Genomic DNA, 19,485 nt, shown 5'->3' with positions numbered 1-19,485 from the left:
TCAGGGTTATTCATACGATAGTAGATATGAATTTTGACGATATAAGAAAAGGCTTTCAAAATACGATGAGGTATCAAAGTTTCACCAGCGATTAACTAACACAGGAGCTGTGGAGACTCACACTCCTTCAAGGAGGATTATCATGTCATATAAACGTATTTTTGACACTCATGCATGGAAACTCACTACAAATACACTTCATAAGGAAGATCTGCGCCTTCAGGAAAGCATGACTTCCATTGGTAACGGATACATGGGAATGCGAGGAAATTTTGAAGAGACGTATTCCGGAGATCATCATCAAGGCACCTATATTTCTGGGGTTTGGTATCCTGATAAAACAAAGGTTGGCTGGTGGAAAAACGGCTACCCTGAATATTTTGGCAAGGTCATTAATGCCATGAATTTCATTGGAATACGCGTCCTAGTTAACGATCACGAAATCGACACTTATCAAGATAGAGTCACTGACTTCTATCAAGAACTCGATATGAAAGAAGGGATTCTACGCCGTTCCTTCACCGTAAATGAACAGGTGCGCATTGAAACAGAACGTTTTCTCAGTGCCTCCTTCCTTGAACTATGTCTAATTAAATATAACGTAACGAATCTGACAGATCAGAATATCAAAGTCACTCTGATTCCGTACTTGGACGGAAACACGAAAAACGAGGACGCTAACTATGAAGAAACGTTCTGGGTTGAAGCGGATCGTAAAATAGGCGAACCTTACATCAGTCTTTCTGCTATGACAAAAGAAAATGCATTTGACATCGAGCGCTTTACCATTAATGCAACGATGGGCATTGTAACAGAACATGCTTTATCTATGACAACAGAAGAAGCAGGACTTTATGCAGCGGCTCATTATGAATATGAAATCCCTTCCGGCGCTTCTGCTGAAATTCAGAAATATGTCGTAGTAACCACTTCACGGGATATGGAGAAAGAAGATCTGATTCCTACAGCGGAACGTCTGATGGCAGACGCGATGAACAAAGGATACAACCTGCTTCAAGAAGAACATATCCTCGAATGGGCTCGGCGCTGGGATAAAGCGGATATTACCATTGAAGGTGATGTAGAAGCACAGCAAGGAATTCGCTTTAATATATTCCAGTTATTCTCGACTTACTATGGACACGATGAACGCCTGAATATTGGTCCTAAAGGATTTACGGGGGAAAAATATGGCGGTGCAACTTACTGGGATACGGAAGCTTACGCTGTTCCGATGTATCTTGCGCTTGCCGACAAACGAGTAACTGAAAACTTGCTTCGCTATCGCTACAATCAACTGGATGGTGCGAAACATAATGCACGTCAGCAAGGCCTGAAAGGTGCACTCTATCCAATGGTTACCTTCACTGGTGTGGAGTGTCATAATGAATGGGAAATTACGTTTGAAGAGATTCATCGTAACGGAGCGATTGCTTACGCCATTTATAACTATACGAATTATACGGGAGACAAAACATATCTCCAAAATGAAGGTATTGAAGTACTAACCGAAATCAGCAGATTCTGGGCTGACCGGGTTCATTTTTCGAAACGTCATAACAAATATATGATTCATGGGGTAACCGGACCTAATGAATATGAGAATAACGTCAATAACAACTGGTACACCAACACCATGGCAACTTGGGTGCTGAAATATACAATGGAAAGTCTTGCAGATATCGATGAACAACGAAAAGAACAACTGAATATTTCTGCTGAGGAACTCGCTCACTGGCAGGATATTGTAGACTGCATGTACTTCCCTTACGACGAAGAGCTGGGTGTTCATGTACAGCATGATACCTTCCTCGATAAGGATCTGCGTCCTGTATCCTCTCTGGATAAGGCGGATCTTCCGCTGAATCAGAAATGGTCATGGGATAAAATCTTGCGTTCTCCATTCATCAAGCAAGCGGATGTTCTGCAAGGAATTTATTTCTTCAGCGATGAATTTACGATGGAAGAAAAGAAACGGAATTTCGACTTCTATGAGCCAATGACGGTTCATGAATCTTCTCTCTCCCCTTCCATTCATGCAGTACTTGCTGCTGAACTGAAGATGGAAGAAAAAGCAGTCGAAATGTACAAACGTACGGCAAGACTTGACCTTGATAACTATAATAACGACACGGAAGATGGTCTTCATATTACTTCCATGACGGGCAGCTGGCTCGCTATTGTGCAAGGATTTGCTGGCATGCGTACGCATGGAGAGACTCTGCGCTTCTCGCCATTCCTGCCAAAAGAATGGTCTAGCTACAGCTTCCACATCAATTATCGTGAGCGCCTGATTAACGTAAGTGTAGATCAGAACGAAGTGAAGATCACGCTTGTCTCCGGTGCGCCGCTGACGATGGAACTTTATGATAAAGAAGTGCTCATTACAGATGAAGAGCCACTCATTACAAAAACCGCTTCCTAAGCGAATCAGAAAGGTGGAGAACAATGAAAGCCGTTATTTTCGATCTCGACGGAGTTATTACGGATACAGCAGAATATCATTATCTAGCGTGGAAGAGTTTAGCCGATGAATTGGACCTTCCTTTTGATAAGGAATTTAATGAAAAATTAAAAGGGGTCAGCCGGATGGAATCCCTGGAACTCATCCTGTCTCTAGGTGACGCTGCTTACTCCGATGAAGAGAAAAATGCACTTGCCGAAAAGAAAAACGATCTCTATAAAGAAATGATTCAGAAAGTGACACCTGCCGATTTGCTTCCAGGAATTGAAGCGCTGCTAAAAGAGTTACAAGAAGCCGGTATAGGTATTGCTCTTGCTTCCGCAAGTAAGAATGCACCGTTTATTCTGGATCGTCTAGGAGTTACCCACTATTTTAATCATGTTGTTGATGTGAATTTGATTAAACAAGGGAAACCTGATCCAGAAATCTTCTTAACGGGTGCTGCTAAACTTGGCGTTCTGCCAGAAGACTGTGTCGGCATTGAGGATGCAGAAGCGGGGATCGAATCTATTCTCTCTGCTGGTATGTATGCAGTTGGCGTAGGCAACCCTGCTCAGATGCAAAAAGCGGATCTTATCGTCTCTTCCACAGCCGAGTTGTCTCTCTCATTGCTGAAAGAGAATTTCAAGCAAAAAACAAAGTAATGTAATGTATTGTAGATAAAAAAGACGTGAGTGGAGTGATCGTTAACTGCGATCCATTCCTTCACGTCTTTTTATTTTTTATGCTGGCGCTGTATTACTGTATTTTTCACTCAAGGATAGTTATTCTTCCAAGTGACGAACTGGGATTCTGTATAGAACATATTGACCTGTCCACATTTCGCTATGCACGATTGCAGAAGCTTCCTTCTCGGAAGTTACCCCACTTTCTTTGCCAAAGAAATAGCCTGCCCCCTCCTGAGTTTGATACGTCCATCCTTTAGACTTCATGAAAGAAATAACGGCCTCTGCGCCATCACCTTGGCTGCCCTTAAATCCGTACCATCGTTTACCGTCCTCTTCTGTCAAATAGATCAGTTCTTTGGAAGACGGTTTTAATACTTGAACCGCTTCTTTCTTGCTTATTGCAGAGAAAGGGGCAGCGGGATAATATGTTTTACTTGAATAAGCAAAAGGCAGTATGATTAGAATCAAAATAAATGGAAGAAGAAGTAGAATTCTAGTAAAAACTTTGCGTTTTTTTACGTTCATCAGCAATCTTCCTCTCTATTGTTCATTTAAAAAGAAGCACTTTATCGAGATTCCAGAATTACCAGAAATCCTTAAACCGATAGTACAATTCTTCTTCATAATAAAAGGCTTTAGCGAAGGGCAAGGTTTGTTTCATATAGATCTCTATCGCTTTTATGTCTTTCGCGGGAAAAACAAGCTGAGAAAAATATCGAAGCAAAAAAGATTCGATAAAACCAAAAAACTCCGTACCCCACTTCTCCACATCTGAGGTGATGTAGGTATTCCACTCATATTTTTTCACTTCAATGACACCAAATGAATCGAAAACATCAGAATAGACATAATTGTAATCATTCGTATCTTCGATAATACTTGCCTCCATCTCCTTAAGAATCGGAGATTGTTCCTGTGACAGGTCAAGAATCGTACATCGACAAGTGAAGTCATGAGCACCTCGAAAAAACAAATGTGCTTCGTTTCGATTTTTCCCCGGGGATACATGAATAGAATGATCTTTATGATATCTTTCAGCAAATAATTCGGACCCTTCCTCCCCTTCTGTATACTCTATATTTTTCGTGTTCAAAGGAAAGTAGTATTTCTCTTTCTCACTAAATTGATATACTCTTGTGACACTATCTATAAAAGAAGGATACCCCATTGCTTCAATTTTCTCATCCGCCCATGATTCTACCTCTAACAGGCTCTCATAAGGATCTCCTTCTAAATCCATCAGCTTGGCAAAAGCAGGTTCTGTTTTATATCCTTCTCTCTTAAGAGAACGTACATGTTGTCTAAATTCTTCATTGTAAAGACGAAGTATACGGTCTTCGATCACCATATGACGATAGGCGTTCTGCTTAGTGACCGGGATAGGCTGTCCAAATATCTCAACCTCAAACTGCTCAAGCCGGAAGTTCGCCTTCATTCTCCTGATGTCGTTCACTATTTTGTCCGTCAAGATAAAATCCTGAAAGTCTCTAAATTCACTTCGTAAAAGTCGTTCAAATGCCGAAAAGTCATGCACCTCACAAATAATATCGAGATCACTGCCTTCAATATCGATATCTATCGGAATCGTTCCTGTAAGGATAGGAGTGTATGGAGATAAAATCTCCATCACATGGTGTTTCTGCAGTGCCCGGTATGCTGCTTGTTGTACTTCATTTCCACTAAGTAGATAGGTCAAATCTTCGTACCGAATATGATTCACTTTTGTCTTTCTCCCTACAATTTTGTTATGGTTCGCTTTTGTGTTTCGTTACGCTTTTCATCCCATAGAGCATAAATTTCAAAGGTTCCGTCTTCAAAAAAATATGTCAGTCTCTCTCTAAACCAATCTTGCATCGGATAGTGTACCAGTTCATCAAGCGGGATCCACCGAAGTTCTCCTTCAGGAGGGTTGTCCAACAGCTTTCCCTCAAACGTATCCGTTATATAGTTAAATACCATATACCGGTATCTCTCGTTCACATCAACAAACTCATCAAGACCTTTATATATTAAATTACTTACCGTTAGACCCGTTTCTTCCTTGACTTCCCGTATGGCCCCTTCGGTTAAACTCTCGGGAAAATCTACTTTCCCTCCTGCAGCGATCCATCCTGGAAATCCGTTTTCACTTGGGCGGTTCATTAATAAGATTCGATCCCCGTCGCGTACTACGCACATCGTGTACAGTTTAACTTCGATATCATTTGATCCGTTTGTCATTATGTTATTTCTCCTTATGAAGAGTAAGTTATATATGTACTACTTGTAATCTGTATCCTCTCTATAATTCAAGTATCTTCTTTAACTGCTTATTACGGAATTCCAAAAAGTTCTTCATATACGATTGTAAAATAAAACGTTCCGCAAGCCTTCCTACCCATCCATAAGGAGCTTCAAAATAAAGCGAGTCCCTAAGCCGTGTTGAACTTGGCCCAAGGACTTCAAACTCGTGAATGTGCGTCATGCTGCGGAACGCGCCTTGCTGCATTTGATCTGTAAACATGTAGGGCGGCTCAAAAGCTACCACTTTAGATGTAAGCCGCTGGCGAACAAAGAAGTGAGTTGCCTCAAAGGTTACCATCTCACCGTACCCGATCAGCTGTCCATCTTTACCTCCAGGGGATGAAATGACCTTCTCATGAGTATGCTTCCATACCGTTCGGGTATGCAGATCCAAATCTCTTGCTGCATCAAAACAGCAACGTATCGGCCTATCAATCGTGATCTCGGTCTGAATACTAATCAGAGGTCATTCCCCCTTTTTGAAATACTCCAATAGAATGAAAGACTGAGACATGGTTTTCTCGTCTACAAATTCCTTATACCTCGGCATCAGGGTTGGCTCGTAGTAAACCATGAGAACCGTCAAAACAATAATAAGTATAGAAGGAATCGCGCGAATGCGTCCATTTCTAATGACAAGAATATTTCCACAAATCCATATTCCTGTTACAAGTAAAAACGATCCTAAGATCAGCCATACCGGGATAGATCCTTCCATTACCCAATATAATAACCTCAGCCAATACCATCCGATCAGGGTCATTGCAGTATTAAATAAGATCAATAACAGATACGGAATCCATCTCACTTGTCTACCAGGACCTCTCTTTCATTATCTATTCATTACCTCTATTTATTATTTATTTTGTATATCTCTCGTTGTTTTCAAAAAAACTCTTCACGAGATCTGAATCGCCATGTTCCTTATATACTGCTTTCATCGCAGCGGTCCAACTATTTTTAATAGAAGGATAATTTCCACTTATCATGCGCTCTTGATCTAAGTTATTTTCCATGGTCAGGAAGATCTCTTTAAGTTCTTTCACTGCTTCCACTTTGGCTTCGTCATGATCCGAGAGAGCAATATATTTCAGTTTATAGGAAATATACGTTAAAAATCCTGTGATATCATTTGCACCTATGGGCTGGTCATATGTGTAATTCCAATGGGTATTCGCAAGTGTATATTCAGCAAGCTCAGCTCTATCCAAGTCCTTAACAACATCCAGAAGTCCACTCTCAAACTGAGTCATCGAGATCCTGCCTCTATCGAGTTCCTTCAACAGCCGATTTAGTTCACTGTAGTTACTCATACCATTCGTTACCAATTCGTGATTCATTAATGACAGCACATATCTGTGTGTATTTTGATACTGAGCATACTTTTTCTTCGCTTGCAGAGTTCCGAAGATCAGTAATATGGAGGTAAGAATCAAAATAAGGTTTTTCCATTTATTATTCATGGTGTATTTATATTCCTCTCTCAGTTGTCTATTAGGAGCTATCTATTCTATATGATTAATAACGTGATTAGTAGGTGTATTGTTCCAAAAAAGAAAAGCAAATCGTTACCACAAAAAAATAGCCGCACTCAGCACTAGGCTAAAAGCGGCTATATGAATTCAATTATAGGCGTGGTAAGTATTATAACTCTTGGTCTGTATGCCGGTTTGGATTCTTATGTTTACCGATGTAAATATCGAGCGCAGTAATCCCTCTCCGCGCCAGTTTCACGAATAACACAAAACAATAGATACCTAATCCAAGACAAACGATATACCAAATGACTAAAAATATAGATAAAATACTGAAAACACCTGTTCCTCCATCCATGAGCATGCACTCCTCCTCTAATATAAAATAAAAAAGGACTTGCCTCTTTCCCTCAAGTCCTGAGTAAACAACTTATTCCTAATTGTACCATTATTATGTAATATTTTATATGTTTATGACTAATTAAATCCTCATAAAGGGCAATTACTTCTCTTCATCATTGATACTTCCTTGATCAATAGCCTCAAACATCTTGGAGTAAGCAGACTGAATGTTTCTTTTACTCCGTCTGTCATTATAGACTCCAAACTGCCAGTATCCCATTTCATTTCCTTGCTGCGGGACGAGTGCAGTTGCATAGCTTAGATCAATAGATGTATCTGGCGCATCTTCATAACTAAGCTCTTCATAGAAGAAAGGGACGTAACTCCGCTCGGATTGTATAAAGAACACGGGGATCTCTAATTCCTTGTATACTTTTGCAAACTCTGGTGCAGCAGCCTTTGATAAAAATTCTTTACTAATAAAAATAGCATCCAAATGGTTGCTTTCTTCCTTCATCTGCTGAAGATTTATTTTATGAAAAGAAACCTGCTTCTCGCGCACCACGGGTGCCTCACCTACCATACCAATGCTGAGTTTCTTCCCGTCGTAAGGCTTGTTATGGCTTGAATTCGTAGTCGTAAGACTATAAGATACAATCACATACGCGAGTAAAGCAAAAAGGATAAACATTCCTGCTACTTTCATCGTCGATTTCATGTGTTGTTGCCTCCTTGCCTAAAGTTCCTTATTTCTTGTTGCACATCTTTTTTTATCATTGCAAACTGAATCTGGTCCACAAATTCTCCTTTGATCTGAAACTTTTCTCGAAGTATGCCTTCCTCCTGCATCCCGACTTTTTTCATAACCCGAGCTGAACTTAGATTATCTACATTACATCTTCCTTCAATCCGGTTTATATTCATGTGATTAACCCCATATTTAATTACTTCTTGTAACGCTTCAGTAGTGATGCCCTTCCCCCAATATCTACTAGAAAGAGCATATCCGATTTCTGCACAGCTATGTATTTCGTCCAGATGAATAAATCCAATTCTTCCTATCAATCTTTGTTCCGGCTTATAAATAACAGCCCAACGATAGGCTATCTTTTCTACAAACGATCTCTGTACTTTCTCTAAAAACACTCGGGTGTCCTCGGTAGATTCATGCCGATCCCATAATGTCCGTTCCGATACCAGCGGGTCCGAAGCAAAACGAAAGTATTCTTCCAGGTCATCCATATCTAATCTTCTAAGTATCATTCGCTCTGTTTCAAAAATCGGTTCTTCTGTGAACAGTACCTCTTTATTCATTGTAACTATCCTCCTCTGTTTGTGACCTTCTTCTTTTCATTATCACATAAATCCTTCTTCTAGGAGACTATATTTTCCTGTCCTATTATATCGTCAAGCCGCATAACTACTCTATCTATAAAACTACTCACCGATTAATAGAGATCTGATAAGGAATGATCGCCTAATGCTTGCCTAAAAGAAAAAACCGATAAGTAATAGGTGAAAAACCTATCACATACCGGTCACTTTGTAAAAGGAAGGACATCTCCTACCGAAACTTTTTAAACTGCCCTTTTATTCTTATTGTAAATATCAAAAGCTACCGCTAACAAGAGAACCAAGCCTTTGATCCCTTGTTGCCAGTCTATTCCAAGACCAATTAATGACATCCCATTGTTCAGTACGCCCATAACGAGACCTCCAATGATTGCCCCATACACCGTTCCGATCCCACCGGAAGCAGATGCCCCGCCAATAAAGGCAGCTGCGATGGCATCGAGCTCAAAGTTTGTTCCTGCTCTCGGAATTGCTGCATTTAGTCTCGCCGTAAAGATTAAGCCCGAGATAGCGGCAAGAACGCCCATATTAACAAATACCCAGAATGTTACCTTTTTTGTTTTCACCCCAGAGAGACCTGCGGCTTTCTCGTTTCCTCCGATCGCGTAGATATGACGCCCCATAACAGTCCTATTCATGATAAAAGAGTATCCGACAATCAAAACCGCCAGCAGGATCAGGATGTTTGGAATCCCTTCATAACTTGCAAGCGCAAAAGAGAATATGTTAATTACGGCAGCAATGGCAACCATTTTAGCAATAAACAGAGCGCTTGAAATCGTCTCGAACTGATACTTCTGCTGATTTCTGCGATTTTTCACTTCACTAAGTACATACAGAATGGTGACCACAATTCCAGCGAGCAGCGCTACTAGATTTGTTTCCATATTACTGAAGTCTGGAATAAATCCTGCACTGATCTTCTGAAAACCTTCGGGCAAAGGTGCAATAGATTGACCTTCCAGGACAATCATCGTAATTCCGCGGAATAGTAACATTCCTGCCAAGGTCACAATAAAAGCCGGAATTCTAACATAAGCGATCCAAAAGCCCTGCCATGCCCCAATAAGTGCTCCGAGCACTAATGAAAGAATAACAGCAACGACAGGATGAAGATTCATATTTACCATCATGATGGCGGAGCATGCTCCGACAAGTGCTGCAACCGATCCTACCGACAAATCAATATGTCCTGTTATGATCACAAGCACCATACCGATCGCTAGCACCAATATATAGCTGTTCTGCAAAATAAGGTTGGTAATATTGATCGGCTCAAATAATAACCCTCCGCTGAGTAGACCAAACAAAATCATGATCAAAATTAGTGCAATAATCATACCGTACTGGCGAATGTTATTTTTAAACAGCTTTATTAATGTCCCCATCTCTAAGCCCCTCCTGTTCCCTTGCTCGGTGTCTTGGTCATATATTTCATGAGCACTTCCTGATTTGCTTCACTCCGGTTCACTTCCCCGGTAATTCTCCCCGCATTCATTACATAAATCCGGTCACATATACCGAGTATCTCGGGCAGCTCTGAGGAAATGACGACGACGGCTTTCCCTTCGCCTGCAAGCTCCTGAATGATCGAGTAGATCTCAAATTTAGCACCTACATCAATCCCGCGTGTCGGTTCATCCAAAATCAGAATGTCAGGCTCGGAATAAATCCATTTGCTAAGCACAACCTTCTGCTGATTTCCACCGCTCAGATTCTGAACTTCCTGCTGGATGCTGGAAGTTTTGATTTTCAGCCTTTTACGCATCGTTTCAGCTACCACAATCTCTTCATTCTCGTTGATGATCGATGCTTTTTGCAGCTTAGGAAGACCAGTCAGCGAAATATTGCGTTTAATGTCCTGTATCAGTACCAGCCCATAATCTTTGCGATCTTCCGTGACATAAGCAAATCCATTATCAATGGCTTGACCGATGCTGTTATTTTGAATGACTTCGCCTTCCTTACGAAGCTCACCCGATATCTTCCGTCCATAAGCTTTACCAAAAATGCTCATTGCCAGTTCCGTCCGCCCTGCGCCCATGAGCCCTGCAATTCCAACGATTTCGCCGCGGCGTACATTCAGATTCACCTGATCTAGCACTTTGCGATCCGCGTGATGTTCGTGATACACTGTCCAGTCTTTGACCTCAAGCAGCATTTCTCCTATATTCGGCTTGCGCTCCGGATAACGATCCGTCAAATCACGACCGACCATCCCTCTGATAATTCGATCTTCTGACATATCCTTAGCCTTCATATCTAATGTTTCTATCGTTTTTCCGTCCCGAAGAATGGTAACTGAATCGGATACCTCGGATACTTCGTTCAACTTATGGGAGATTAAGATACAAGCAATCCCCTGTTTCTTAAATTCGAGCATTAGCCTGAGCAAGTTTTGGCTGTCAGTTTCATTGAGTGCAGCTGTCGGCTCATCAAGAATGAGCAATTTCACTTTTTTAGAGAGTGCCTTCGCAATCTCAACTAACTGTTGTTTGCCGACGCCAATATTCGTAATTAGAGTATTAGGATTCTCACTCAGCCCCACTTCCTTTAATAGCTCTCGGGTCTTCATAATGGTTTCATGCCAATTGATAACCCCTTTATTTACTCTTTCGTTGCCTAAAAATATATTTTCCGCAATAGAGAGATAGGGAATGAGTGCCAGCTCCTGATGGATGATTACTATTCCTTTTTCTTCACTGTCCTTAATGGTCTTGAACTCACATACATCGCCTTCAAAAAGAATGTCTCCCTCATAGGTTCCATTCGGATAAACCCCGCTAAGTACTTTCATAAGCGTAGATTTCCCTGCCCCGTTCTCTCCGCACAAAGAATGGATCTCACCCGGCTTCACTTTTAGATTCACATTCTCCAGTGCCTTTACTCCTGGAAAAGTCTTTGTAATTCCACGCATTTCAAGAATATATTCAGCCATGATTTCACCTTCCCGCGTATAAATTCCCCTGCCTTGTATAAGCCTCTATTTCAACCCAACTTCTTCTCTTGTGTAATATCCAGAACCAATAATCTCTTCTTCCACATTGGTAGCATCAATCGAAACAGGCTCTAAAAGATAAGAAGGTACGATGCCTTTTCCGTTATCATAACTTTCCGTATCGTTCACTTCCGCTTCTGTTCCGCTTAAAACACTTTCGGCCATTCCGACTGTCCGCTCTGCAAGTTTGCGTGTATCTTTAAAAATGGTCTGAGTTTGCTCCCCATTAACGATCGATTTAATAGAGGACAGTTCCGCATCCTGCCCCGTAATAATCGGTAAAGGTTTTGTTTCACTTCCATACCCTACACCTCTTAAGGAAGAAATAATGCCCAGGCTTATTCCGTCATAGGGGGACAAGACAGCATCGATTTCTTCGCCGGAGTAATGGGCACTAATGAGGTTATCCATCCGCTTTTGGGCTTCGGCTCCATCCCATCTCAGCGTAGCGATCTGACTCATCGTTGTCTGCTTGCTTCGAACGACTAGTTTCCCGGAATCGATATATGGTTGTAGAACCGACATGGCCCCATCAAAGAAGAAATAGGCATTGTTATCATCCGGAGATCCTCCGAACAGCTCAATATTAAATGGCCCTTTTCCTTCTTTCAGCCCCAGCTTCTGCTCGATATACGAAGCTTGAAGGACTCCAACCTGAAAATTGTCAAAGGTCGCGTAGTAGGACAAGTACTCCGTATTTCGAATCAAGCGGTCATAAGCGATGACTTGTATACCCTCGTCGTGTGCCTTCTTGATGACATCTGTCAGCGTATTTCCGTCTACCGAAGCAATAACAATGACGTCTACACCTTTGGTAATCATATTTTCAATCTGTGCGATCTGATTTTCGACGACATCCTCGGCATACTGCATATCCGTCTTAAAGCCTTTCTCCTCAAACAATTTCACCATGTTCTGTCCGTCTGCTACCCATCTCGCTGAAGACTTGGTAGGCATCGATATGCCAACGTAGCCTTTGCTGTCGCTTCCTTCCGTTTCCGCAAGGTTACAACCGCTTAAAGAGATGACGAGCACGAAGAGAAGCAGAAATGATAATCCTTTCTTCATCGGTCCCACCCTTTCGCTAGTACGATTCATATAGAAAATATATGGATATCAGGCGTTAAGTTAGCGCTTACATATCCAGTTATTCCTTGTTCGCCTATTATCATAGCACCCCAGTAAAAATTACGTCTTTGCACATTTACAACCATTTTTATAAAAATCAAACCTTTCATAACATAAAAAAGAACGCCTCACGGCGTCCTTTTGTAAAGATTACAAGTCGATGAATACACAGCTGAGGCTCGTTCATTCATTTTGAAAAGCCTCTCCTTTACGGTATTTATTAGGTGAGATCCCGATCACTTTTTTAAAGGCGGTACTAAAGTAATGCTGACTCTCATAACCCGTCTGCTCCGCAATCTCATGAATACTAAGCTCGGTACCGTTGAGAAGCTGAATGGCTTTGCGAATTCGAATCCCCGTCAACAAAGAAATAAAGGAATCCCCCAATTCTTTTTTTAGCATTCGGCTCAGATATACAGGCGAAACGGAAAGTTCGCTCGCAGCCAATTCCAAGGTTAATGCTTGGTCATGGAAATGCTCCAGTAAATAATGCCGGGCTCTGCGAACCAGCGGTGATAGGGATGCTTCCTGATAGATGTTATCCTTGATCCGCTGGTAAGCATGTGGAATGTCGAGTAATGTACCTCCCGCTTCTTCACAAGCAGTATGAACGGTAATCCCCAAGCTTCCTTTTGCCGCATCCTCCAGTCTCATCAGAAGCTCAGGAGCAATCTGAACCCACGTAATGCCCACAATCAGGTCATCTGCGTATTTAAAGATCAAAGCACTGCCACTTCCAAGCAGCTCTTCGGTTATATTTTTTACCGCATACATATAGAGTTGTCGATCTCTTTCTGTTAACAAGCCCCTCGTTGTGGGCATCTCCGGCCAGCGAATAACAAGAAGGTTGACAGGTTGCGTAGAAGGAAGGGCCAACAGATGTAACTGACTGATAATTTCTCCTTCGCTGAGTCTTCCTTGAATCCATTCCTGACCTAATTGTTCACGCAGGATCTCTCTTTTCTTCTTCAAATGCTCACTCGCTGCTTCCTGTTCTTCTCGTTGCTTCAGCTTCTCATCAAGTGACAATTTGATGCGGCGAAGCACTTTTTCCAGTTCGACCGGATCTACCGGTTTTAGAATATATTCATCTACGCCAAGCCCTATCGCTTTCTGGGCATAACCGAACTCATCGTATCCCGTAATGATTACACATCTTGAATCCAGATTTTTCTCACGAAGCGATTGAATAAACGTTATCCCATCCATAATGGGCATATTCATATCAACGAGTACGATATCGGCTGCCTGCCGTTCCGTCATTTCGAGCGCTTCTGCACCGTCTTCGGCAAGCCCCATTACTTCCATCCCCAGTGAGTACCAGTCTATAGAATCGTGAATACCTTCGCGAATAATGGGCTCATCATCTGCAATCAGAACCTGATAAGGGTGCTTCATCTCTCTTCTTCCTCCATCGCATGATCTAACATAACTTGCGGTTTCGTTAATAAGGGATGTATGATCGTTACTTTCGTCCCTTCTCCTTGCGTGCTATCTAGTGCAATGCCATAGGGCGGTCCGAATGTGAGCTGGATTCTGGCCTGTATATTGAGTAACCCATAGCTCCGTCCTGGTAGCTGCTCCTCATTATGCGTTTCTAGTGTTGCCAAAGGATCCTCTAGTTGCTTTCGTAAATGTTGAAGCCAGTCTTCATCCATTCCCGCTCCGTTATCGGATACCGTAATGATCAATGCTTCTCCTTGCTTCCTGACTTTAATTAAAATCGTACCTGCACCGCGTCTAGCCTTGATTCCATGATATATCGCATTTTCTACCAAAGGCTGCAGCATCAGCTTAACAACATAACAATGAAGCTCGTCCTCCTTGATATCTATGTGACACTCTACCCGGTCCCGATAACGTGTTTTTTGAATTTGCAGATAGCTAGAGATGTGTTCTATCTCTTGGGATAATGGAATCATATTGCTTCCTTTACTAAGCCCAATCCGGAACAATTTCGATAAAGACTGGATCATAACGGACACATCATCTGCTCCCTGCTTACGTGCCATCCAGTGGATCGTATCTAGGGTGTTATATAAAAAATGCGGTTTAATATGCGCCGTGAGACTCCGTAGCTCTGCCTCCTGCTTTTGTTTCTCCTTCTGCCGATTGATTGCCATCAGCTTTTTAATCTCTTGGAGCATACGGTTAAAGCTGATACCTAGCTGTCCAACCTCATCCCCCCTATTGCCTAAATAGCGCAGGGTCATGTCTCCCTTTTCCGCTTTTTGCATCAAAGACATCAGATGATGGATAGGCCTTGAGATCGACTGCGACAGCACATAAGCCGCCGTTAAACCAAACATGCAGACAATAAATAAGTAGCAGACCACATAAAAATGAATTTCTCGGACGGCAAGTGCCGCATCTCCCGTATCAAATACCCCGATCGTTCGCCATCCTGTATAGGATGAGGTCTGATATTGAAATTGATAGTTTTCGTTTCCAATTTGCTTGTTAAACGTTCCAGAAGAATTGTCGTCAAACCAGGAAGGATTGAAATGCCTAAGAACGGAATTCTCAGGTGCATAAATCTTTTCCCCTTCCTCATCCAGAATCATCAGATACCCATTTTTGCCTAGTGTAATATCTCGAGCAATCCCCGATAGTGAGCGCAGCTTTAGATCGATTAATATGACTCCCTTAATATCCTGTGTCTCCGAATCAACAAAGGCTCTAGCCACAGAGACGACTTCCTCAGGCGTATAATTTACATGTGTCGTTACACTTCGCTTACCGGGATGTCCGATAACCGTAAATATTCCCTTCTGCCCCGCTGCTTGTTTGAACCACTCTTCTTCCGTCAGATCTGCATCGTTGTATGCATACATCTCATTGCTCAGATAAGCTCCTTGAGAATTGACGACCATTATTCCAGCTATTTCTGGATACAATGTTGTGAAGCCCTGAAAGAAGGTACTCATATTTTCGGTTAACTGACGTGGATCTCTCTCATTTCCGCTTTCTTTGATAAACGTTTGGACATCCTCATCGAATTCAGCAAGATATGTAATGCTTTGCAGATTATCAATCGATTTATCAAGGGATTGATTCACTTTTCCGATCAATTGGAGCGTGTTGTCTTCTACCTGCCTTTCTACAATTCGATCAACTGTAAAGTTTACGAGCACACCAAGCCCAAGAGCAGGGACAATACCAATCAATAAAAATAGAATCGAAAGCTGATATCTTAGCGGCATTTGACTAAATCGCAGCTGCTTCCATGAAGGCATAGCCTTCTTCTTACTTCGCATAATACTGCTCCACATTCTGCTTGTTCACGACATTAATCCCCGTATCTACCAGTACCGGAAGCGGAGATACTACATCGGTAGCGGAAGGTGCCGGAGTCGTCAGCTCGTGGTGCAGATGAAACAGGTATTGTAAAGACCAATACCCCATATTCCAGGTTCCTTGAGCAATGCTTGCAGATATGGTCCCATCCTGAATCATATCGAGCGTTCCTTTATTGGTGTCGAAACTTATAATTTGAACTCTACTCTTGTTTGCTTCCATACGCGCTTTAACCACTTCTCCAACGCCAACACCCCCAGTTGCTTCCGTAATAAAAATCCCCGCAAGATTAGGATGCTTTCCCAGCAGCTCTTCCGTTTGTTGTCTTGAAACTTCTATACGTCCTTTACCATCCACCGTATCAACGACCTCGATATCCGGATAGGACTCTTTCATTGTCTCCGTAAATCCTTGGGTCCGTTCGATATGATTCTGTTGTCCAGGCAAGGTAATAACCGCAACTTCTCCTTGTCCGCCAATGAGCTCAGACATCTGTTTGGCAGCAGTCGCTCCCGCATTGTAATTGTTCGTGGCCAACAGGGAGTGTGCCTTGCTATTAGGAGCTCCTGCGTCGAATAACACGACGGGAATTCCTTCATCCACCGCACGATTAATGACGGCTGTAAGGGCATGGGAATTCATAGCGGAGAGCGCAATCCCTGCCGGTTTTTTGGCAATAGCCTGCTCCAGTACGGTAATCTGTTCATGAATATCGTAATTGGTTGCTCCCCTATATTCGATGGATACATTCATAGCATCCGCGGCATCTTCAAAGCCTTTAAGTACGCTTTTCCAATATTCAAGCCCCGATTGAAAGGTGATCATGACATACCTCTCCGAGATCTCGCCTCTTAATCCCATACCTGCTGGATCTCCCTGTTTGTTATCTTCTGACATATATTGAAAGACGTAAATTAAAAAGGCGAATATTAAAAGTCCATATACAAACAGCATCTTTTTCATTGTGATTTATGCCACCTCCTCATATCCAACCTTATTTTACCACCACCTACGATTAAACGCTTTCATAAAATAATATAGAGAACTTTATCTTCCAACAAACACGAGTAAGAGGATGACCCCCGATTGTTATCAGAAGCCATCCTCTTACTAGTTAAGCAACATTAATTATTTTATATCTCAAGTAACCCAGTAAATTATACTCATATTAGATTGATTTCAGAAGTCCATTATTTCGAGCGAGAACGTGCTTGTCCACCCTTACGACCTGCTTCTTCCCGGCTCATTTTACCATCATTATTAGAGTTGCCGCGGGCTTCTCCGCCCTTCTGGCCAATTTCTTGATAGAACTCTTTATCATGGTTTTTGGATGTAGCTTCTCCACCTTTTTCGCCAATCTCTTGGTAGAACTCTTTATCATGATTTTTGGATGTAGCCTCTCCACCCTTTTCGCCAATCTCTTGGTAGAATTCCTTATCATGATTTTTTGCTGTTGCTTCTCCACCCATACGTCCTGCTTCCTCGCGGCTCATTTTGTCATTTCGATTGTCATTTGCCATTTGAAATCACTCCTTATGTTGGATTCGTTTACAGGAAGTAATCTTACCTCCCGCATGTCTATTAATTAACCGTCTCATAAATTATTAAACTCTTCCGATATAATATTCTCATAGATTTCTATCCTATAACTTCTATTCGGTTCAATGATCTCGTAGTGTCTCTTCGTGGATCTCCTTGTTATTCGGTGCCAGTACGGCTTCAAAAGATTGGTATAGATCCATGAACTCAGGATCTTTGTTAATTAACTTATGACCTATCTCATATAACTCCTCTGAGGCATACGTCTGTACTTCAATGAATTTCCCGGGTTCTTCTTCACTTTCCATATAAAAAAGTTCATAGTTCACATACCGTTTATACAGCTTGTCAGCTCGCTCCATTATTTTTTCATATTCTGCAATTCGGGCAAGGTTCACATGATAGATATACATTTTTACAAACATAATCCTACCTCCTGAACTTTTTTAGGATCAGAGCAAAAAACGATAAAAACCCGACTTAAGATATTAAAATCTTGAAGACCGGGTTTTTTATTCATTACAGATGCAAAGCGTTATGTATATAGGATATGAGAACATGGATGAAAATAAGAACATAACCGTTATCACTATTCACTTTTTTATATGTATGGATATGAGGAACCCTAAATATCTCGGTTCTCCCTTATGACAAACTCTGGTTTTGTTACATACTCCATATACCTGACAGACCCTTTGTATTCAAGGTACACTTCATACCGAGCACGGATCGCTCCCGATGTAATATAATCGAGAACCTTATCTTTCTTTACCCACTTCACTTCCGAAGTTTCAACCGAGGTGCGGAGTTCCCCGCCGACCGGCTTGCATATAAAATCAAACATGACCTTCGTCGGTACGTCTGTTATCCCATCATGCCACTTATACATCCCTGTATTGGAATATACGCCGATTAGCTGCATGACCTGAGTAGAAATTCCGCTCTCTTCTTCCACTTCTCTTCGTAGACCATCCATGAGATTCTCTCCAACCTCTACTTGTCCACCAGGAAAAACCCAGCCGCCATGAAATGTCTTAACTAGTAAGATTTGTTTGTTCTCATCTTCGACAATTCCGCCTGCGGCCACAATATGTGTTGGCATCTGCAATAGAAGTATCCCCCTTATAATGAGATAATCTTTTCGTTTATGATAAAAACACTCACACGCCTGCTTCCCGCATACGTTCCAGAATACCCACAATTCGCAGACCTGTAATATCCTCCACCCGGATTCCATACTTCTCCTGAATTTTGGCGATTTTCCGCTGGGCTTTTTCTTTTGTATCACAGAAATCATACAATGTAGAATCATCCGATATGAACATCCCGTAATAATCCAATCCAAATATCTCTTTGAATAAAATAATGCCTTCTGGCTCTAAATAGTTAATCTGATCGACGGAAGTAAACACCATTCCTGATTTACTTCCTGGTCTAGGCAGATCATTCCCTTTTGCCTGATAATCCATAAAATTCTCTTGTAGTGCCTTATAAGCTTCTTGCTTCGTATGTCCTTTTCCGCTCATCCAGTACCAGTTAATGATTCGAGCTTCCCAAGGAAACTGCTGTTCCTCTCCCGCGTCTTGTCCAGATATCTGTCTATATTCGGTAGGATAGTCGTGAATGGACCAGCTTTTCTTAAAATAGGACGATACTAACTTGGACGCCGTCTTCCACGAACTCATCAGAAATTGTTGTCTCATTGCACAAGCACTCCCTATCTATAATATAAACGTAGCTATCAAAACACGGTTTATCGTGCTCCGTCATAACTCGCTATCATGCTCCGTTACCCCTATTATAACAAGACAAACCACGTTTACGAACATTTAACTCATCAAAAGATATCTCGTTTTTGTTACAATACCTGAAGGCACACTTCTCTATTGCTATAAACTCAGGTTTATTTACATAAAACATCAAATCGCAGGAGGAATA

The 19,485-nt window shown here is 41.8% G+C and carries 21 protein-coding genes; 2 read left to right on the top strand and 19 right to left on the bottom strand.

The window, feature by feature from the left end; genetic code table 11:
- The first annotated feature begins 142 nt into the window (after positions 1–142).
- Positions 143–2,425 carry a glycoside hydrolase family 65 protein gene (locus tag H9647_RS01825; protein ID WP_191797642.1) on the top strand — a complete coding sequence of 761 codons (2,283 nt, stop codon included), beginning with the start codon at positions 143–145 and terminating at the stop codon, positions 2,423–2,425.
- Between the two features lie 23 nt (positions 2,426–2,448).
- The gene (pgmB, locus tag H9647_RS01820) at positions 2,449–3,108 is read left to right on the top strand and encodes a beta-phosphoglucomutase (RefSeq protein ID WP_191797640.1); all 660 of its coding nucleotides are present in this window, start codon (positions 2,449–2,451) and stop codon (positions 3,106–3,108) included.
- A 120-nt stretch (positions 3,109–3,228) separates the two neighbouring features.
- On the opposite strand, the gene H9647_RS01815 is transcribed toward pgmB, so the two are convergent.
- From H9647_RS01815 to H9647_RS01725, 19 genes are all read right to left on the bottom strand, one after another.
- Complete coding sequence (locus tag H9647_RS01815; protein ID WP_191797638.1) at positions 3,229–3,657, bottom strand: hypothetical protein; 429 nt, start codon at positions 3,655–3,657, stop codon at positions 3,229–3,231.
- Positions 3,658–3,715: 58 nt separating this feature from the next.
- Complete coding sequence (locus tag H9647_RS01810; RefSeq protein ID WP_318245243.1) at positions 3,716–4,852, bottom strand: DUF4269 domain-containing protein; 1,137 nt, start codon at positions 4,850–4,852, stop codon at positions 3,716–3,718.
- A gap of 14 nt (positions 4,853–4,866) precedes the next feature.
- Positions 4,867–5,352 (bottom strand): 8-oxo-dGTP diphosphatase, encoded by a 486-nt coding sequence (locus H9647_RS01805; RefSeq protein WP_191797636.1) that lies wholly within the window; start codon positions 5,350–5,352, stop codon positions 4,867–4,869.
- 61 nt (positions 5,353–5,413) lie between these two features.
- Positions 5,414–5,809, bottom strand: coding sequence for an SRPBCC family protein (locus tag H9647_RS01800; RefSeq protein ID WP_318245242.1), 396 nt, complete (start codon positions 5,807–5,809; stop codon positions 5,414–5,416).
- 72 nt (positions 5,810–5,881) lie between these two features.
- On the bottom strand, positions 5,882–6,199 hold the full coding sequence (locus H9647_RS01795; protein ID WP_191797634.1) for a hypothetical protein: 318 nt from the start codon (positions 6,197–6,199) through the stop codon (positions 5,882–5,884).
- Positions 6,200–6,275: 76 nt separating this feature from the next.
- The gene (locus H9647_RS01790) at positions 6,276–6,878 is read right to left on the bottom strand and encodes a hypothetical protein (protein ID WP_191797632.1); all 603 of its coding nucleotides are present in this window, start codon (positions 6,876–6,878) and stop codon (positions 6,276–6,278) included.
- Positions 6,879–7,059: 181 nt separating this feature from the next.
- Positions 7,060–7,248, bottom strand: a complete 189-nt coding sequence (locus H9647_RS01785) for a hypothetical protein (protein WP_225228996.1) — start codon at positions 7,246–7,248, stop codon at positions 7,060–7,062.
- Between the two features lie 144 nt (positions 7,249–7,392).
- The gene (locus H9647_RS01780) at positions 7,393–7,950 is read right to left on the bottom strand and encodes a hypothetical protein (protein WP_191797628.1); all 558 of its coding nucleotides are present in this window, start codon (positions 7,948–7,950) and stop codon (positions 7,393–7,395) included.
- Positions 7,947–8,546, bottom strand: coding sequence for a GNAT family N-acetyltransferase (locus tag H9647_RS01775; RefSeq protein ID WP_191797626.1), 600 nt, complete (start codon positions 8,544–8,546; stop codon positions 7,947–7,949). Before H9647_RS01775 ends, H9647_RS01780 begins: the two co-directional genes overlap by 4 nt.
- 263 nt (positions 8,547–8,809) lie before the next feature.
- On the bottom strand, positions 8,810–9,973 hold the full coding sequence (mmsB, locus tag H9647_RS01770) for a multiple monosaccharide ABC transporter permease (RefSeq protein WP_191797624.1): 1,164 nt from the start codon (positions 9,971–9,973) through the stop codon (positions 8,810–8,812).
- A gap of 2 nt (positions 9,974–9,975) precedes the next feature.
- Positions 9,976–11,523, bottom strand: coding sequence for a multiple monosaccharide ABC transporter ATP-binding protein (gene mmsA / locus H9647_RS01765; RefSeq protein ID WP_191797622.1), 1,548 nt, complete (start codon positions 11,521–11,523; stop codon positions 9,976–9,978).
- Between the two features lie 45 nt (positions 11,524–11,568).
- A complete protein-coding gene (chvE, locus tag H9647_RS01760) occupies positions 11,569–12,651 on the bottom strand; it encodes a multiple monosaccharide ABC transporter substrate-binding protein (RefSeq protein WP_191797620.1) in 1,083 nt (360 codons plus the stop codon).
- A 243-nt stretch (positions 12,652–12,894) separates the two neighbouring features.
- Positions 12,895–14,109 carry a response regulator transcription factor gene (locus tag H9647_RS01755; RefSeq protein WP_191797618.1) on the bottom strand — a complete coding sequence of 405 codons (1,215 nt, stop codon included), beginning with the start codon at positions 14,107–14,109 and terminating at the stop codon, positions 12,895–12,897.
- A complete protein-coding gene (locus H9647_RS01750; RefSeq protein ID WP_191797616.1) occupies positions 14,106–15,968 on the bottom strand; it encodes a cache domain-containing sensor histidine kinase in 1,863 nt (620 codons plus the stop codon). Before H9647_RS01750 ends, H9647_RS01755 begins: the two co-directional genes overlap by 4 nt.
- On the bottom strand, positions 15,958–16,971 hold the full coding sequence (locus tag H9647_RS01745) for a substrate-binding domain-containing protein (protein ID WP_191797614.1): 1,014 nt from the start codon (positions 16,969–16,971) through the stop codon (positions 15,958–15,960). Before H9647_RS01745 ends, H9647_RS01750 begins: the two co-directional genes overlap by 11 nt.
- A gap of 227 nt (positions 16,972–17,198) precedes the next feature.
- Entirely contained in the window at positions 17,199–17,528 is a 330-nt protein-coding gene (locus tag H9647_RS01740) for a KGG domain-containing protein (RefSeq protein WP_191797612.1), read from the bottom strand.
- A 141-nt stretch (positions 17,529–17,669) separates the two neighbouring features.
- Complete coding sequence (locus H9647_RS01735) at positions 17,670–17,972, bottom strand: hypothetical protein (protein ID WP_191797610.1); 303 nt, start codon at positions 17,970–17,972, stop codon at positions 17,670–17,672.
- Between the two features lie 200 nt (positions 17,973–18,172).
- A complete protein-coding gene (locus H9647_RS01730) occupies positions 18,173–18,655 on the bottom strand; it encodes an NUDIX hydrolase (protein WP_191797608.1) in 483 nt (160 codons plus the stop codon).
- A 52-nt stretch (positions 18,656–18,707) separates the two neighbouring features.
- Complete coding sequence (locus H9647_RS01725) at positions 18,708–19,250, bottom strand: hypothetical protein (protein WP_191797606.1); 543 nt, start codon at positions 19,248–19,250, stop codon at positions 18,708–18,710.
- Between the last annotated feature and the right edge of the window lie 235 nt (positions 19,251–19,485).

Source organism: Paenibacillus gallinarum, assembly GCF_014836635.1.
Classification (GTDB): domain Bacteria; phylum Bacillota; class Bacilli; order Paenibacillales; family Paenibacillaceae; genus Paenibacillus; species Paenibacillus gallinarum.
The sequence above is the reverse complement of the archived record's forward strand: the minus strand, read 5'-3'. Positions and strand labels throughout refer to the sequence as shown.

Coding starts and splice junctions, on each gene's coding strand:
- H9647_RS01825 (WP_191797642.1), top strand. CDS start 143: ATGTCATATAAACGTATTTTTGACACTCATGCATGGAAACTCACTACA.
- pgmB (WP_191797640.1), top strand. CDS start 2,449: ATGAAAGCCGTTATTTTCGATCTCGACGGAGTTATTACGGATACAGCA.
- H9647_RS01815 (WP_191797638.1), bottom strand. CDS start 3,657: ATGAACGTAAAAAAACGCAAAGTTTTTACTAGAATTCTACTTCTTCTT.
- H9647_RS01805 (WP_191797636.1), bottom strand. CDS start 5,352: ATGACAAACGGATCAAATGATATCGAAGTTAAACTGTACACGATGTGC.
- H9647_RS01790 (WP_191797632.1), bottom strand. CDS start 6,878: ATGAATAATAAATGGAAAAACCTTATTTTGATTCTTACCTCCATATTA.
- H9647_RS01785 (WP_225228996.1), bottom strand. CDS start 7,248: ATGGATGGAGGAACAGGTGTTTTCAGTATTTTATCTATATTTTTAGTC.
- H9647_RS01780 (WP_191797628.1), bottom strand. CDS start 7,950: ATGAAATCGACGATGAAAGTAGCAGGAATGTTTATCCTTTTTGCTTTA.
- H9647_RS01775 (WP_191797626.1), bottom strand. CDS start 8,546: ATGAATAAAGAGGTACTGTTCACAGAAGAACCGATTTTTGAAACAGAG.
- mmsB (WP_191797624.1), bottom strand. CDS start 9,973: ATGGGGACATTAATAAAGCTGTTTAAAAATAACATTCGCCAGTACGGT.
- mmsA (WP_191797622.1), bottom strand. CDS start 11,523: ATGGCTGAATATATTCTTGAAATGCGTGGAATTACAAAGACTTTTCCA.
- chvE (WP_191797620.1), bottom strand. CDS start 12,651: ATGAAGAAAGGATTATCATTTCTGCTTCTCTTCGTGCTCGTCATCTCT.
- H9647_RS01755 (WP_191797618.1), bottom strand. CDS start 14,109: ATGAAGCACCCTTATCAGGTTCTGATTGCAGATGATGAGCCCATTATT.
- H9647_RS01750 (WP_191797616.1), bottom strand. CDS start 15,968: ATGCGAAGTAAGAAGAAGGCTATGCCTTCATGGAAGCAGCTGCGATTT.
- H9647_RS01745 (WP_191797614.1), bottom strand. CDS start 16,971: ATGAAAAAGATGCTGTTTGTATATGGACTTTTAATATTCGCCTTTTTA.
- H9647_RS01740 (WP_191797612.1), bottom strand. CDS start 17,528: ATGGCAAATGACAATCGAAATGACAAAATGAGCCGCGAGGAAGCAGGA.
- H9647_RS01735 (WP_191797610.1), bottom strand. CDS start 17,972: ATGTTTGTAAAAATGTATATCTATCATGTGAACCTTGCCCGAATTGCA.
- H9647_RS01725 (WP_191797606.1), bottom strand. CDS start 19,250: ATGAGACAACAATTTCTGATGAGTTCGTGGAAGACGGCGTCCAAGTTA.